The sequence below is a fragment of the Halalkalibacter oceani genome (assembly GCF_040544555.1).
GTDB lineage: Bacteria > Bacillota > Bacilli > Bacillales > Bacillaceae_D > Halalkalibacter > Halalkalibacter oceani.
Window position 1 is genome coordinate 87,463 of sequence record NZ_JBEPKD010000013.1, and the last position, 15,046, is coordinate 102,508.

The 15,046-nt window shown below is 46.7% G+C and carries 13 protein-coding genes, 1 tRNA gene and 1 rRNA gene; 10 read left to right on the forward strand and 5 right to left on the reverse strand.

Annotated features, from left to right (window positions below; genetic code table 11):
- Nucleotides 1-6 precede the first annotated feature (6 nt).
- Nucleotides 7-975, forward strand: a complete 969-nt coding sequence (locus ABMB67_RS14555) for an SDR family NAD(P)-dependent oxidoreductase (protein WP_251224296.1) — start codon at nucleotides 7-9, stop codon at nucleotides 973-975.
- Nucleotide 976: 1 nt separating this feature from the next.
- Here the strand turns inward: ABMB67_RS14555 and ABMB67_RS14560 are convergent, their stop codons facing one another.
- The gene (locus ABMB67_RS14560) at nucleotides 977-1,522 is read right to left on the reverse strand and encodes a hypothetical protein (RefSeq protein ID WP_354572500.1); all 546 of its coding nucleotides are present in this window, start codon (nucleotides 1,520-1,522) and stop codon (nucleotides 977-979) included.
- Between the two features lie 125 nt (nucleotides 1,523-1,647).
- Between ABMB67_RS14560 and ABMB67_RS14565 the strand changes: the two genes are divergently transcribed.
- The 3 genes from ABMB67_RS14565 to ABMB67_RS14575 all read left to right on the forward strand — a co-directional run bounded on the left by ABMB67_RS14565 (nucleotide 1,648) and on the right by ABMB67_RS14575 (nucleotide 4,745).
- Entirely contained in the window at nucleotides 1,648-3,486 is a 1,839-nt protein-coding gene (locus ABMB67_RS14565; protein WP_354572501.1) for a glycosyltransferase family 2 protein, read from the forward strand.
- A 123-nt stretch (nucleotides 3,487-3,609) separates the two neighbouring features.
- Nucleotides 3,610-4,149: an NTTRR-F1 domain gene (locus tag ABMB67_RS14570; RefSeq protein ID WP_285890541.1), complete on the forward strand. Its 540-nt coding sequence runs from the start codon at nucleotides 3,610-3,612 to the stop codon at nucleotides 4,147-4,149.
- A complete protein-coding gene (locus ABMB67_RS14575) occupies nucleotides 4,131-4,745 on the forward strand; it encodes an exosporium glycoprotein BclB-related protein (RefSeq protein WP_285890540.1) in 615 nt (204 codons plus the stop codon). Before ABMB67_RS14570 ends, ABMB67_RS14575 begins: the two co-directional genes overlap by 19 nt.
- 254 nt (nucleotides 4,746-4,999) lie before the next feature.
- On the opposite strand, the gene ABMB67_RS14580 is transcribed toward ABMB67_RS14575, so the two are convergent.
- The gene (locus tag ABMB67_RS14580; protein WP_251224293.1) at nucleotides 5,000-6,031 is read right to left on the reverse strand and encodes a glycosyltransferase family 4 protein; all 1,032 of its coding nucleotides are present in this window, start codon (nucleotides 6,029-6,031) and stop codon (nucleotides 5,000-5,002) included.
- A 119-nt stretch (nucleotides 6,032-6,150) separates the two neighbouring features.
- Between ABMB67_RS14580 and ABMB67_RS14585 the strand changes: the two genes are divergently transcribed.
- Nucleotides 6,151-7,242 carry a glycosyltransferase gene (locus ABMB67_RS14585; protein ID WP_251224292.1) on the forward strand — a complete coding sequence of 364 codons (1,092 nt, stop codon included), beginning with the start codon at nucleotides 6,151-6,153 and terminating at the stop codon, nucleotides 7,240-7,242.
- Nucleotides 7,243-7,257: 15 nt separating this feature from the next.
- On the opposite strand, the gene ABMB67_RS14590 is transcribed toward ABMB67_RS14585, so the two are convergent.
- Together ABMB67_RS14590 and ABMB67_RS14595 are read right to left on the reverse strand one after the other, a co-directional pair.
- A complete protein-coding gene (locus ABMB67_RS14590; protein ID WP_251224291.1) occupies nucleotides 7,258-7,890 on the reverse strand; it encodes an HD domain-containing protein in 633 nt (210 codons plus the stop codon).
- 1 nt (nucleotide 7,891) lies between these two features.
- Nucleotides 7,892-10,225, reverse strand: a complete 2,334-nt coding sequence (locus ABMB67_RS14595) for an ATP-dependent helicase (protein ID WP_354572502.1) — start codon at nucleotides 10,223-10,225, stop codon at nucleotides 7,892-7,894.
- Nucleotides 10,226-10,351: 126 nt separating this feature from the next.
- On the opposite strand from ABMB67_RS14595, the gene ABMB67_RS14600 reads away from it, so the two are divergent.
- A complete protein-coding gene (locus ABMB67_RS14600) occupies nucleotides 10,352-10,543 on the forward strand; it encodes a hypothetical protein (protein WP_251224289.1) in 192 nt (63 codons plus the stop codon).
- Nucleotides 10,544-10,627: 84 nt separating this feature from the next.
- On the opposite strand, the gene ABMB67_RS14605 is transcribed toward ABMB67_RS14600, so the two are convergent.
- Nucleotides 10,628-10,699: transfer RNA gene (locus tag ABMB67_RS14605), tRNA-Gln, on the reverse strand.
- Nucleotides 10,700-10,766: 67 nt separating this feature from the next.
- Here ABMB67_RS14605 and comGA point away from each other — a divergent pair.
- The 4 genes from comGA to ABMB67_RS14625 form a co-directional block, all read left to right on the forward strand.
- Nucleotides 10,767-11,882, forward strand: coding sequence for a competence type IV pilus ATPase ComGA (gene comGA, locus ABMB67_RS14610; RefSeq protein WP_354572503.1), 1,116 nt, complete (start codon nucleotides 10,767-10,769; stop codon nucleotides 11,880-11,882).
- Entirely contained in the window at nucleotides 11,872-12,909 is a 1,038-nt protein-coding gene (gene comGB, locus ABMB67_RS14615) for a competence type IV pilus assembly protein ComGB (RefSeq protein ID WP_354572504.1), read from the forward strand. The genes comGA and comGB overlap by 11 nt, the downstream gene beginning before the upstream one ends.
- A gap of 430 nt (nucleotides 12,910-13,339) precedes the next feature.
- Nucleotides 13,340-14,416: a hypothetical protein gene (locus ABMB67_RS14620; protein ID WP_354572505.1), complete on the forward strand. Its 1,077-nt coding sequence runs from the start codon at nucleotides 13,340-13,342 to the stop codon at nucleotides 14,414-14,416.
- A 563-nt stretch (nucleotides 14,417-14,979) separates the two neighbouring features.
- Nucleotides 14,980-15,046: ribosomal RNA gene (locus ABMB67_RS14625) — 16S ribosomal RNA — on the forward strand; the annotation flags it as partial.

Genomic DNA, 15,046 nt, shown 5'->3' on the forward strand with positions numbered 1-15,046 from the left:
GAGATTGTGCAGGTACTGGTTACTGGAGGGGCGGGGTTTATTGGTTCTCATTTGTGTGAGCATTTAATTGCTGAAGGTCATCATGTCTACTGCCTTGATAATTTATCAAATAGCGATTTTTCTCACATACAGAATCTAACCGCTTCGGATCGTTTTATATTTGTAAAAGGAGACTGCGAGAATGAAGAACTGCTGGATGATCTGATCCCAAAAGTGGATGGCATCTTTCATTTGGCGGCCGTGCTCGGTGTTAAACATACGGTTGAACACCCTTTGCATGTGATCAATGGCAATTTGGAAGGCACGAGCCTTTTATTAAAGAAAGCCTTCCGCCATCACAAAAAGGTTGTGTTTGCGTCGACCTCTGAGGTCTATGGAAAAAACACAGCGACCCCCTTTTCAGAGGACGAAAGCGACAGAATTCTAGGAGCCACCAGCGTGCATAGATGGTGCTATTCAAGTGTTAAAGCGCTTGAAGAACATTTATGTCTTGCTTACGGCAAGGAAGGGTTACCGGTTACGATTCTCCGCTACTTTAATGCCTTTGGACCGCGGGCGACGTCCACTTCCTATGGCGGTGTTGTACCGATCTTTATCAAAGCTGCGTTGAAAGGTGAGCCGCTTGAGGTCTTTGGGGACGGAAAGCAAAGCCGCTGCTTTACCTTTGTCAAAGATACGGCAGCGGCGACAGCGCGCGCGATGAGCCCAAAGGCAGATGGTCTGGTCATTAATATCGGAACAGAAGCGGAAATAACGATTGCCTCATTGGCTGAGCGTATTAAGAAGCTGACTGCCTCCCCGTCAAAAATCAGTACCGTCTCTTATCAGCACGCGTATGGCCCAGGGTATGAGGATATGCTTGTCAGAAAGCCCGATATTACGAGAATGAAAGAGGTTCTCGGCTATGAGCCGGTCGTAAGATTAGAGCAAGGGCTGCTTGAAACAATTGACTGGTATCGTGCTCACTTACCCTAGGTTAGCGTTTTTTCTTCTTTTCACTTAAATTGCGCACAAACCAACTGCTTTCTTCTTGATTAACGGAAAGAGCGGGGGACGAATCCGCATTCGTTTCAACTGGAATGTCGCTTTCTTCAACAGTGTTTTCTTCTTCACTTGTTAGCCGTGCACGTTCCTTTTTCAAATCGGCTAACTGCTGACTCACTTCAGCAATCTCTGTTTCCAGCTGCTGTTTTTTCTCTTGCAGTGGTTGAAGGGAGTCGTGATCGGTCAATTGCTGTTCGAGTTTTTGCCGTTCTGTCATCAGTTTATCATTTTCTTGTTGCAGCTTTTCCCGTAACGAACGCTCTTCTTTTAACAGAGTCACTTGTTTGTTCAGTTCTTCGTTTTGCTGAATAAGCTGTTCATTCTTTTGCTGCAGTTCATCAATCAGCCCATAATAATAATCATTTTGATAGCGTTCGACCTGCTGCTTATATTTCGCTAATTCAGATTGCGTGTAAATTAGTCTTTGCTGTAATTGAACAGGAGTTAATCTTGTCAATGAAATGGTTCGTTTGGCCATCAATCATTCACCTCCACAATCAAACTATCTCTATTCATATATGAAAACAAAGACGTACTTATGCGGATCATTTGTGGATAGCGCATCGAAAGTAAATATCGGAAGGCTTAATAAGGAGAGACGATATGAATGATTCATTTCACTACAGAGTAATCAAAAATAAGGAAGACTATTATAGACGTTTACGAGGAGAGGAGCCGCCGGTTGAGCAGGCCCCTGCTCAACCTCCCCCTGAAGTGAATAATGAGACACAGGAGCGGCCATTATCGCCTTCCCTTCCGGCAGTCAATGAGGTGCCGCCACCACCGGCGAGCCCGATGCCGGCGGTACGGCAAACGCAACCGGTTAAGCCGCCCCCTCCTGCTGTGCCGAACACAACGATTTTGCCAAGGGATCGGAGTAAAAGTCTTGCTGTTGTCATTCCCGCTATGAATGAGGCGGATACGATTGGTGAAGTGATTCAGCAAGTAAAGCGGCTTGCTCCAACAACGATTCTTGTTGTTGTGAATGGTTCTACCGACGCGACCGCGCAAATTGCTGCGAGCCAGGGGGCAACGGTGATCACATACAGTGAGTCGCTTGGAAATGATATTGGCCGCTATATCGGTGCCAGAGAAGTGTCTGCTGATATTTATCTTTTCACAGATGGCGATATTCGAATTGATGCAAGTCAATTGCTGCCCCTTGTCCACGCTGTTGAAAAGGGTGTCGATCTTAGCCTCAATTCTCTTGAGTGGATTATGAACTATCCGAAGTCGGATATTATATCGGCAGCGCGTTATTTTTTGAATTACATTCAAGGTAAACCGGAACTTGGGGGAGAAAATGCGCTGACGATTCCGCACGCCTACAGTGCCAAAGCGTTGCAGACGATCACGAAGGAAGCGCTAAGCAATCCGCTGTTAGGGAATGCGCTGACGATTGATCACGGACTGACGGTATCTGTCGATAATACATTTAATGTGCTGGCTTATAACAAAATTCGTCCGAACCATGAAAAGAAGCCGGGCGAAGTGATGTCCGAAGCTTATCAGCGCATGCACGGGGACACGATTGAAACGCTTGATTATTTATTGAAAAAATACGGTCCGCGACTTGGAAAGGGAGCAGCCAAAAAAGCTGGGCTGCCACAGGCGTTAAGCAAGCTTCAATGGAATTCTTCAAGCCCGGTTCGGCCTTATACGGTTGTACTCTATGTTCGGCATTATCATCAACAATTGCATTCGATTATCGAGCAGCTTCTCGCGCGCAATATCGAAGTTATTCCTGTTATGGCGAAAGGAACCGTTCAAGACACGCCATTGCAAATTCCGTATATTGAACTGGAGCCGCCGCTTGATGCGGGAGTCGCTTTTTCGGTCGGAAGCTATTTTGCTCAAGGGGATGCAGTATTGTTTCATGATTCGATCCAGGAAATAACGATTCCGGTTATTGAACATTATTTAGCTGAGACAGCTTCGGCGGATGTCGTGCTTAATTATCAAAGCATCGCTTATCAGACGCTGCGAACAACCGACTTAGTTCATATCGGAAATTACTTGCTGAATGTAACAGCAGGCTGGAATGAGCTGCTTTCCTCAAGCATGCTTCTTACTCCTTTTGCTTTATCGCAGCACGGCCTCGTCCGGATCGGCCATCAAGCGCTTAATAATTTAGCGGTCGCCCATTTAAGAGCGAGTCAGGAAGAGCTGAGCTATAAAGAAGCATCCTACGCTGTGGCTGTAGATGGCTTGCTGCAAGCGGAGAGAGAGCAGCTGCTCGGTGATCTGCTCGAGAGCTTTCACTACTGGATTCTCGTGCACGGAAGCCGGGGCGGATTTACCGATGGGAACCGGCAGCGGAGCCTGTTAGAGGCGGAAGAGCCGTTGCGCAAAAACCTTGCGAACCAATCACTGCTATCAATCGAGCAAGCGTTGGCTACACTGTATCCGCTTGAGTCAGAAAGAATGGTTACGGTCAATTAGCGGAAAAAACTAAAAGTTTGTTAAATTTGGGTGAATGGAGTAGGCAAGCGCGTCCGAATATTCAAAGCATACTAGTGACCTTGGTATTACCGAGAGAAGAAGTATGTGAATAGGAGGGAATAAATGGTAAGAAATCGCTTGCTGAACGGAAGTTTTGAAGCGGATCTCATGGAGCCTTGGATTTCATTAAACGGGACAATCATAACGGACGCAAGTCATTCAGGTTTTCAGGCCGTGCACTTGCCAGGAGAAGTAATAAATTCCTATGTATGTCATCTTATTCCAGCTGCTCCTGATGAAAGCTTTGGGTTGTCTGTTGCTCTCACTAAAACGAGCAGTTCGCCAGCACCGCCGATGACATTGGCGATCAATTACTACGACAGTGCGTTTAATTTTATAGGCTATGGCCTGATTACGCATGTAGAAGTAGATCGAATTCCAGTTATAGAAAATAATACGTGGATGAGGGTCTATCACACCTCAACACCTGCGCCGGAGAACACTGCCCAGGCATTGGTTCTCGTCAACACCCTACCAGCCGAGGGAGCCGCCGATATTATCGTCGATGATATCGCTTTATTAACTGTAGAGGCTCTGGGGTTGGCCCAACCGGTCCACCGGGTCCCCCAGGAGCCACTGGGCCAATGGGCCCAGCAGGAGTGACCGGAGCCACTGGACCAATGGGGCCCGCGGGAGTCACGGGAGCGACGGGTCCAGCGGGAGCAACCGGAGCAACAGGTCCGGCAGGAGGAGGCGCGATTATTCCTTACGCTTCCGGAACACCAGCTGTCCTGACAACTGTATTAGGCGGTCTGGCGAATACATCAAGTATCGTCGGTTTCGGTCTTAATACGCCTGGAGTAAGTGCAGTAGGGGAAACGATTGATCTTAGCGGCGTAACGAATATGGCCTTCTCAGTTCCGCGCGATGGAACGATTACGTCACTGGCAGCGTTTTTCAGTGGAACAGCTGCATTGAGCTTAATAGGATCCACTGTTACGATCACAGCACAGCTGTTTGAGTCGACTACACCTGATAACACGTTTACAGCTGTTCCTGGTGCAACGGTAACGCTTGAGCCGCCACTAACAGGAACGATAGCAGTGGGGGACATCAGCAATGGTATCACGACAGGACTAAGTATCCCCGTCACGGCGGAAACGCGGCTGCTTATGGTATTTTCTGCGGATGTCACAGCAGGGCTGGATATTGCCGCGACAGTTGCCGGTTATGCTAGCGCGGGATTAACGATTGAATAAATGGAGAGTGAGAACAACCTTTCGATAAGCAAGAGTGGATGCTTCTGTTTCAGAACGTGGACAAAAAATAAGATGCGATGAAGCCCGGGACAGCTGCTTCATTTTGCACAAAGCCCATACCGAACTTTGCTTCGGTATGGGCTTTTTACAGCTTCCAGCTGGAGCGAGAAAGGTATGGACCTTTTTTCTCCTGAAAGGCTCGGAAGAATGCGGAAGCTGCTAAAAAGGTGAAATTGTACTTTTCAGAGAATGCCTCAACCTTTTTTATTTCCCATCATCAGCTCGTAAAGATTTAGAAGACGGGCGGCGTTTTTATCCATATTATGCTCTTTCTTGACATAAGCTCTCCCTTTTTTTCCTAGCTCGGTCAATTGATCTTGGTTTTTCAATAAATTTTTTAATGTATCGAAAATGGTTTCGGGGTTCGCGGAAATAATCGGAAGGTCTTTAGGATAATGCTCCGCCATATAATCGCTAATATAGCAGATCACAGGCTTGCCAAGGGCCATCGCTTCAACCGCAAATAACCCATAGCTGCCGATATGAAGCTGGTCAATAATCAGATCCGCTTTTTTGTACCATTTTTTTGCTTCGTGATGAGCCATGCCGTGAATGAGCTTGAAATCAAATGAGTAGGATAGTTTCAATTGTTCAACCGCCTGCAAAATGTGGGGTGTTCCTTTTACGTCGACATGGGTGGGCGCATGGACAATGAGTGGTCTTTTCCTCTTTTTCCGGAACCAGCTCTTTTTATAATCCCGAAGGTCAATCATCGAAGGAATGACGTGCACCTCTTCATAAAATGGTTGTACATATTGGATCAGCTCATGGTCGGCAACGACACAAAAAGGGATATACTGTCCCAGTTCCTCGAGTTTCTTCTGTAATCTCCCTTCATCTTCCAGCTTTACTTTGGCAAACGGATTTGTTTTCAAAGCCTTAGACAGCATGCGAACCTCACTGCCCCAATGCTGCATGCAAATCGGTTTGCCGTTGGCGGCTAACAAAGGTAAATCAACATTTCCCCGCTGCAGACTGGTCGCGAAATGGAAATGGAACAGGTCGAATGCCGGAATAATCTGATCCTGGATAGTGAGCTGAGCTGCCATTATCTCACGGGGCAACTCGATGTTTAAATCGTATTTCGTTGGATAGTTCAAGTAATTTTGATAATGGTTTGCCGTTTTTATCGGTACCCCTAATCGTTCTAATCCTTTTGCCTGCGTATTCATTTGGTTGGCGATATTGATTGTGCCCTGGAGAACGCGGATGCTCGTATTTGTCATGTTCCACTCACCTTTTTTATTTATCATATGTGGCAGGTTTTTTTATGATATAGGCTAAACAAACATGGCTGGCGTGCATATTCTATTACAACGAGAATGAAAAGGGAGTTGAACAACGAGTGGTCACAATCAGTCTATGTATGATGGTTAAAAATGAGGAGGCAGTTCTGGCAAGATGTCTCGATTCGGTTAAAGACATTGTTGATGAAATCAATATTCTCGATACCGGATCAACCGATCGAACTGTGGAAATCGCCAAAGCATACACGGATCGGGTTTTTTTCTTCGAATGGACAGGAAACTTTGCCGAGGCACGCAATGAATCATTCAAATATGCAACGAAGGACTACATTCTCTATCTTGACGCGGACGATGTGGTCGAGGAGGAGGACAGGGAAAAGCTGAAGACGTTAAAAGAAACACTTGATCCGAGTGTTGACTCTGTTTCGATGTTTTATAATGCCGGGAAGGATGAGTTCGGCAATGTGACATTGCGCTACCGGCGCAACCGTCTGGTGAAACGGGAGCGTAATTTCAAATGGGGTGGAGATGTTCATAATTACTTAAATGTTTTCGGGAAAATCATCAACTCGGACGTCGCGATTACCCATAAAAAAATCAAGCATGCCGTTAGTCGCAACCTATCGATTTACCGTGAGAAAATTAAGCGGGGAGACACATTCAGCGCAAGGGACTATTTCTATTACGGAAATGAACTGCGGGAAAACGGTCATCTGGAAGAAGCGATTGAAGCATACAATCAAAATCTCGCCCTGCAAGAAGGCTGGGTAGAAGATAAATTTTATGCGTGTATCCATAAAGCCGACTGCCTGCGCAAACTGAATCAAGATGATAATGGCGAGCTAAAGTCCTTGCTGCAATCGTTCGAATATACGAAAACGCCAAGACCGGAAGCGTGCAGCAGGATCGGTTATTACTATCATCGCCGGCGGGAATTTCAACATGCAACCTACTGGTATGAGCAGGCAATTGCCCTAAAGCCTGATGAGAACCAGTGGAGCTTCAGCTATTTAGCTTACTCCACCTGGTATCCTCATTTACAGCTCTGCGTTTGCTATTATCAACTTCATGATTGGGAGAAATCCTATTATCATAATGAGCAGGCGAGAAAATATCGGCCGGAGGACCCGGCAATTTTGCAAAATAAAGAGCTTTTGGAAAAGAAGCTCGGAATTGAGGAAGGGGCGTAGCAAAGTACGGCGGTATTAGCCCCATTCCTGATAAAACTGCTCAAGAAATTGCTCCATGAAAGCATGGCGCCTTTCAGCGCGTCGTTTTGCTTCGTTCGTATTCATCAGACTTTTGAGCTTCAGCAGTTTCTCATAAAAATGATGAACCGCGGATGACTTTCCATGACGATACTGTTCAGCCGTCATGTTCTCACGAACACGGACAGCCGGATCATACATCGGCTGTCCTTTGCTTCCGGCATAAAGAAAGGTGCGGGCAATCCCGATCGCACCCAAGGCGTCCAGGCGGTCGGCGTCCTGAACAACCTGCCCTTCAAGCGTCGACATTGGCTTGTTGTTACCGCCTTTGAACGACATCGTTGTGATGATCTCGATAATATGAGCTTGCGCGCCTGCCGGAAGCGCAAGCTGTGCAAGCCACTCGTTGACTCTGGCCAGTCCTTCTTCTTCACTAGTGACAACCTTGTCGTCAATCAAGTCATGGAGGAGGGCGGCCAATGTAACAATGTGGCGATCAGCTCCTTCAATTTCAGCAATTTCCTCGGCCTGTCTGGTCACGCGCCGGATGTGGTCCCAGTCATGACCCGTCCCTTCATTTTCCAATTGCGCTTTGACCCATTTCGTTGTTTTTGTAATGGCATCCTTCATGCTACGATCTCCTTTCTGAGACAGCGAGGGGCTGTGTGGTGGCAAGGCGCTGCATGTCACGAACAAAGCGCGAGCGGAAGGCTTGTTTTCCGCGGCGCATCATCGGGACAGAGATCGCCAAACTTTGCTTCGCCCGCGTCATCGCGACATACATCAAGCGCCTTTCTTCCTCTAAAGGCTGGTCGCTTCCTTCCCGCAGTGCATCTAACGCATAGTCATGAGGCAGTCCGCCTTCGACCGCGCCAATCAGATAAACATGCGGGAATTCCAGTCCTTTCGCGCGGTGAACGGTCATTAGCTGGATCGCCGGGGAAGCTGGCGGGTGCTGGCGCAGCGCTTCGTATTTTGCCGTCATATGCTCGACATGAGCCAAAAAGCTTGCCAGCGACTGAAATTGTTTTGCCACGACTTTCAGGTCGCGGACATCGTCCGAGCCGCGCTCCATTTTGTTGCCCTCATTTCCTTGCTTTTTTAAATAATCGTCCAGTCCCATTTCACTTTCAATATATGTAATGGCTTCAAGCGGCTGTTTTGCAGCAAGCATAGAGAATTTGTCCGGTAAAGAAGCGAGTTTCTTCAATTGAAATGGCGGCAGCCCTTTTAATTTGGTTAGCGCTTCAATCAGGGTGCAGTCAGCTGTGATGCTGATCGCTTTTATTTCCTGAACCGTTTCCTGTTTCAAAAATAACGCACCTACCAATTCTCGGAGCGCTTCGCCATGCTCGGGATCGAGAGCGAGCTGCAAGTAAGCAAGTAGCTTGCGGATCGTCTTCCGGCGATAAAACGATTCTCCATCGACTTCAAGCTGAATCGGAAGGCTTGATTCGATAAACCGCTCAATCAAGGCCCGCGCCGAGTGATGAGTACGGAAAAAAACGGCAAAATCACCCGGCTTCTCTCCGCGCTCAATTCGCTTGCGAATATCGGTGACGATCATTGTCGCCTCCTCTTCTTCATCATAAGGAAAGAAAAGATAGGGAAGATGCTCGTCAACAGACTGGGCACGAAGCCTTTTGGAAAAACGTTTACGGTTGGCGGCGATCACATTATTGGCTGCTGCGATAATGTGATGATGGGAACGGTAATTTTCATCGAGAACGACCCTTTTTGCGTGCGGGAACCGTTCTTGAAAGGTCAGGATGTACGATGGATCACTGCCGCGGAAGGAATAAATCGATTGATCATCATCCCCGACTGCACATATATGCTGAGTAGCGGTAGTCAGTAAAGAAATAATCTCCATCTGCACTTTATTAATATCCTGAAACTCATCGATTGAAAGATAAGAAAAACGTTCCTGATAACGGGCTAATAATCCCGGCTGCTCATGCAGCAGCTCATATGTACCGAGCAGCATATCATCAAAGTCAAACCATTTTCTTTGGCTGCGCATCTGTTCATACCGTCTATATAAATAGGCAGTTCGTTCCTCCCACTGATCACGGGGAGTGACCTGCTCAGGTGAGAGAAGATGATTTTTCCACCAGCTGATTTGCGTGAGGGCCTGATCAAAAGCGAATTCTTTTTCCTCCAGGTTGATTTCCCGCCCGGCTTCCTTTACCATCGCTTGCTTTTGCCAATCCGCCTTTAGCAAATTTGTTTGATTCCACCGTTCCGCATCAGCATGAAGCAGCATCTTATAAAAGATACTATGAAAGGTGCCGACGACAAGTGGCTGGAGGTGCTTTGCTGTCAGGCCGGGGTACTGCTTCATGCGTTCCTTCATTTCTTTAGCCGCCTTGGCGGTAAACGTGACGAGGATCATCTCCTTTGGAGAATGGCCCAGCTCCACGAGCATATAGGCTGCTCTGGCAGTCAATACTCTCGTTTTGCCGCTTCCGGCGCCGGCGAGCACGAGTAACGGACCTTCTGTTGTCGTTACAGCCGTCCATTGCTGATCATCAAGAAGAATGCCCTGTTCCAGCAATGTGTGGCGATAACCGCTGGCCATTGTGTCTTTATCGTTTGACCGGACGGAAAAGGGAGGAACAGCTTTTAACGGTTCCGGTTCCTTCCATCGAGAAAGAGAGCTGCTTCCGGAGTCCGAGATCGACCTGCGTTTCGGCAGCTGGATCGTTGTGCTCTCTTGTTCAGCTGCTCTCTGTTGCTCATCCTGCTTTCTGGCGAGAAGCTGTGCCACGTTTTCACACTCTTCCGTTTGCCCGGTATGGCTGAACAGCGGTGGGGCGGTTATGCCTAATTCAATCCTTACAGGAGTGTGACAATGCGGGCAGGTGATCTCGTCCCGTTTGCTAGCCATATATAGCTGCTGCCATTCGGAACGCTCGCATGTATGAAGGGCGATCAATTTATCTTGATAATAAGCGACTTGCATCAACTGCTTCTCCTCTCAATTCTAACATCCTGTCTATCGTAGCAAATTTTGTCTCGAATGTGCTTCTTTTTCTTGAAAAAAGGAAAGACTAAACGGTGAATTGGTTTGGAAAGGAAGGTGAAAGGGGTGCTGACTTTTTTTCTAATAGGCTGCATGCTGACCTTTAGCGCTTTGGCGTTATTTGTTCATGGATGGCTTTATGGAGGACAATTTTTATTTGGTCCATTTATTGCGACGCTGATTGGACTGAACTTTCTGTTTATCAGCTTCGTCCAAATGAAGCGTGAACGTGAAGAGAGGAAGCAGCAATCATCATAATAAAGAGGGGCTGGGAAAAAAGGTTGTTTTTTTTACCTTTTGGCCCAGCCCCTGCTAACTATTTATGTCTCATCTTTTTCTTAACTGGGCTAGCTGGATTCGAACCAGCGCATGACGGAGTCAAAGTCCGTTGCCTTACCGCTTGGCTATAGCCCACCGCCTTACAACAATAAGTGTAACCTGAGAGTGAGGTTTTATGCAAAAGAAAAAAGGATTTTTTTTAATGATGTGGAATGTAAGTAGGGGAGAGCTCTTCACTTATATTACCAAGATAGGAGTCGATGCTAAATTGTATGACGTTGAAACCTACAGCAGGGTTGTGATTGATGAAGTCATTGATGTAAGAGCAACCGATATTCATTTCCTTCCAGCTGCCGATCATTATACGTTGGCTTATCGCGTACATGGCAGGCTGCTTAATTGGAAGGTGCTGAACCGGCAGCTGGCGGAACGGTTAATCAGCCACTTCAAGTACAAATCAGGAATGGATATCGGTGAAAGACGCAAGCCACAAAGCGCTTCAATGATCCACGAAACAAAGCAAGGAACCTACTCCTTACGTCTCTCCACTCTCCCCACCCTTGAACGGGAAAGTTTGGCCATTCGCATATTACCTCATTTTTCCACTAAGACACTATCTTTTTTATCTGTTCTCCAGCATTCAGAGCGAATGCTTAACAAGGTGAGTCAGCTCAGACGGGGGCTGTGCTTATTATCGGGCCCTACAGGCTCAGGGAAATCGACGACTCTTTATGCGATTGTCGAGCAAATCCTGAAACAGGGAGGAAGGTCAATTATTACGATAGAGGACCCTGTTGAACGGCCGATTCCAACCGTCATTCAAGTCGAAGTAAATCGGAAATCGGGTCTCGATTTTGATGCAATTTTGCGGGCCAGTCTCCGTCATGATCCGGATGTCATTTTAATTGGCGAAATTCGTGATGAAGCGACGGCATCCCTGGCGATTAGAGCGGCGCTGACCGGGCATCTCGTATTGGCAACGGTTCACGCCAACAACTGCTACAGTACGATTTTGCGAATGTTGGATCTCGGTGCTTCGCAATTGGACTTAAAGGAATGCTGCCGGCTTATTTTATCACAGCGACTTGTCGAGACAAGGTGCCCGTATTGTGGAGACCGTTGTTCTCCGTATTGTCAGCGCAGGCGCAAAATGGCGAGAGCTGCCTTATTTGAATCATTGGCCGGAGAAAAACTCATGGCGGCCATCTCAGAGGCGGTGGCGGACTCCTTAAAAGGATTTACGAAAGAAGCACAAAAAGCGTGGGCCTTGGGCTATTTATCAACTGAGGAATTTGCGAGGGTTGTCCATGAACACTAATTTCCATGATAAGCATCATTCGCTGCAGACGACAGCGGAACATTTTATCCGCATCGGCCGCCTCCTCAAACAAGGCTATCCTCTTCGTACCGCCCTCACCTTCATTCAATTGCATGTTCCGGCAAAAATTAAGCAGCATTATGATGAAGTGCTCACTTTATTAGAAAGCGGCTATCCAGTTCACGAAGCTTTTCAAGTCTTTTCTCTTCCCCCGAGTCTTAAATCCTTTCTTTACTTTTTTGAACAGCAAGGCAATATAGCAGAAGGCTTCATCCAAGCGGGTTCCTTACTGGTAAAGCGTGAACAAACGAAAGGAGAGCTGTTGAAGCTGTTGCGTTATCCAATTTTATTGCTATGGGTAAGCGCGATGCTGATCATTTTAATGTATCATTTTGTCTTACCTCATTTTCATTCCTTCTTTGCGATGGTGGAAATTCCCCGCTTGACGTCTTTGCTTCTTTCGACCTTGGATTTACTTCCTTATTTTCTTTTTGGTGCAGTCGCAATTTTGTTATGTGGCGCATTTGCTCTTTGGATGAGGTTGAAGCAAAGCTCTCCGGCTAAACGGGTACGATTCCTTCTCTCCCTCCCGAAAGGAAAGCGTTATGTCCAAACGTCGATCACGTATTATTTCTCTTATCAGCTTGGCCATTTGTTAGCGGTTGGTCTTACTCTCCAACAAGCATTAAGTTTATTTAACAAGCAGGACTATCTCCCTTTTTTTCAACAGGAATGTCTTGAAATTATGCATCAGCTGCATCAGGGACACTCCCTTGCTCAAATAGTCCAGGAGAAACCTTATTTCAGGAAAGAGCTCGGTTTTGTGATCGCCAACGGCGAGAAAACCGGCTACGTTGCCCATGATCTTTTTCATTACAGTGAAATGCTCTACAAAGAGATGGAGGATGCTGTTCAGCGTCTCCTAAAAGTGATTCAACCTGCACTGTTTGTTTTGGTTGGCGGCATTATTTTTCTGCTTTTTCTGGCGACGATGCTGCCGTTGTTTCAAATGGTGGGAGGCTTGTAAGCTAAAGAGCTTGAGAAAAAACTAGCTTTGGACCAACCTTTTGGCCCAGTCTCTTTCTTTCAGGTTAGTCTCAAGAAGTTTTGGGAAAAGTTATAAAGGGTCTTTTTAATGTGTTAAGATGATGACCCTCACCACTAATGGCACAGACTTATGAAAAAATAGCAGCGGAGATGGGTAGATTTGGAGGAGTTTCACTGTCAGGTTGCCCATCGCTTATATGACTTGACTGTTTTTTTCAGCTTTGTGAAGTTAAAGCAAAACACTTTTCCGGCCAACACGAGGATCGGCCACTTGAGCGGACGAAGGGTACTGCCGCCAGCGGGTAGGTGTTGATGTCATCCGCTGGGAAATGATCCAAGGAAATCGGATTGACTTGAGAACGGGATCCACACATATTTTTCGCGAATGCAGGAGGAAAAGGAGTGTTACGATGAAAGCTAAAATTCATTCTGTCATGGGAGCGACACCGGAACATTATAAACGATTGGGTGCGTTGAAACATCAGATCATGCCTTGGGAGGACGGTTATCGTACCCGGGGGGAGAAGGGCACTTATGAATGGTTGTATTTCGACTCGCAAATGGATGACGGCTCCACGCTTGTCATCGTGTTTTATTCCAACAAGTGGACGCTGGCGCCAAGTCGTGGTCCTTCTCCGCAGGTAACATTTGCTCTGCACACGGCAGATGGAAAAGAATATACAGAGGCGCTGGAACTGCCAATATCAAGCTTCTCCTCTTCGACAGACAGCTGTGATGTCCGGCTCGGGGACTGTTATTTCAGAGGGGATTTAAATGAATACCATATTCATTTCGAAAAAGGAGATATCGAGGCTGATGTACATCTGGTCGGCAACGTTCCTGCGTGGCGACCGGAAACTGGATACTTCTATTTCGGAAATAAAGAACAGCACTACTTTGCCTGGTTGCCTGCCGTACCGGAGGGGAAAGTCGAGGCAAAGGTAAGGATAAACGGCTTCACAAGCCGTTATACGGGTACCGGCTACCATGATCATAACTGGGGCAATATTTCGATGATGAGCATTATGAGCCATTGGTATTGGGGCCGTGCCAAGGTCGGGCGGTATCAAACGATTACTTCCTATATTACCGGAGAAAAAAAATACGGGTACAGCAAATTTCCGATCTTCATGCTCGCCAAAGACGGGGAGATTATCGGGGACGATGCTGTAAGGTTCCTGCAATTCAGGGAAGAAGATCCGTACATTGACAGTAAAACGGGCCAAACGTTCTTCAATCGGCTGATCTACGATTACAACGATGGCCAACAGCATTATCGGGTTACGTACGAACGTGAAGAGGATATTGAGTTCGTTCGCGCCATAGATACGATGTCGAGGCCGCTCCGGATGGTGGCGCGCATCATTAGTATGGACGGAGTGTATATTCGATTTACCGGACAAGCCACTGTCGAATGTTTCGATGGAGACCGAGTGGTGGAATCCGTAACCGCTCCGGCGATTTGGGAGCTTACCTCAAAGATATAGTTTAGGGACAGATAAGAACAGGAACAGACATAGTGACGCCATTAAAGAACTTGGGATGGCCTCTTTCACAGGAGTGGCAATACGTACTGTTTTGCCGTTATTGCGTTGCAGTTTCGAGTGAGGATAAGGCAATGTTAAAAAGACTTAGAAATAGGCGCAAGGGCAGGAAGCTCTAAAGCGACCTGTACCCTTTTATCACTCCGTCTTATAATAAAAATATAAAGCAGATAAAACATTTCTCATTAACTATTGTCATTCCCTGTGAAGTGTGATAAATTTATATATCTGGGCATGAAAAAAGTATGTTTATCTACATTGTTTTAATCTTGTTTGCTGTTGAGATAAAAACTTTTAAAAAGTTATTGCACAGAAACTTAAGTTATGTTAAGATAGTAATCGTCGCTGATGAACGGCGATAAAAACGAGTTCTTTGAAAACTGAACAAAAGCCAAGCGAAAAAAAGGTGACGAATGTCACCACAAAAAAGTCAGCGGAGCCTGCACAGGATGCAGTGTGAAGCGACTGTCAAATTATTAACGTAAGAGCTTAATCAGCTCACCATTTTTATGGAGAGTTTGATCCTGGCTCAGGACGAACGCTGGCGGCGTGCCTAATACATGCAAGTCGAGC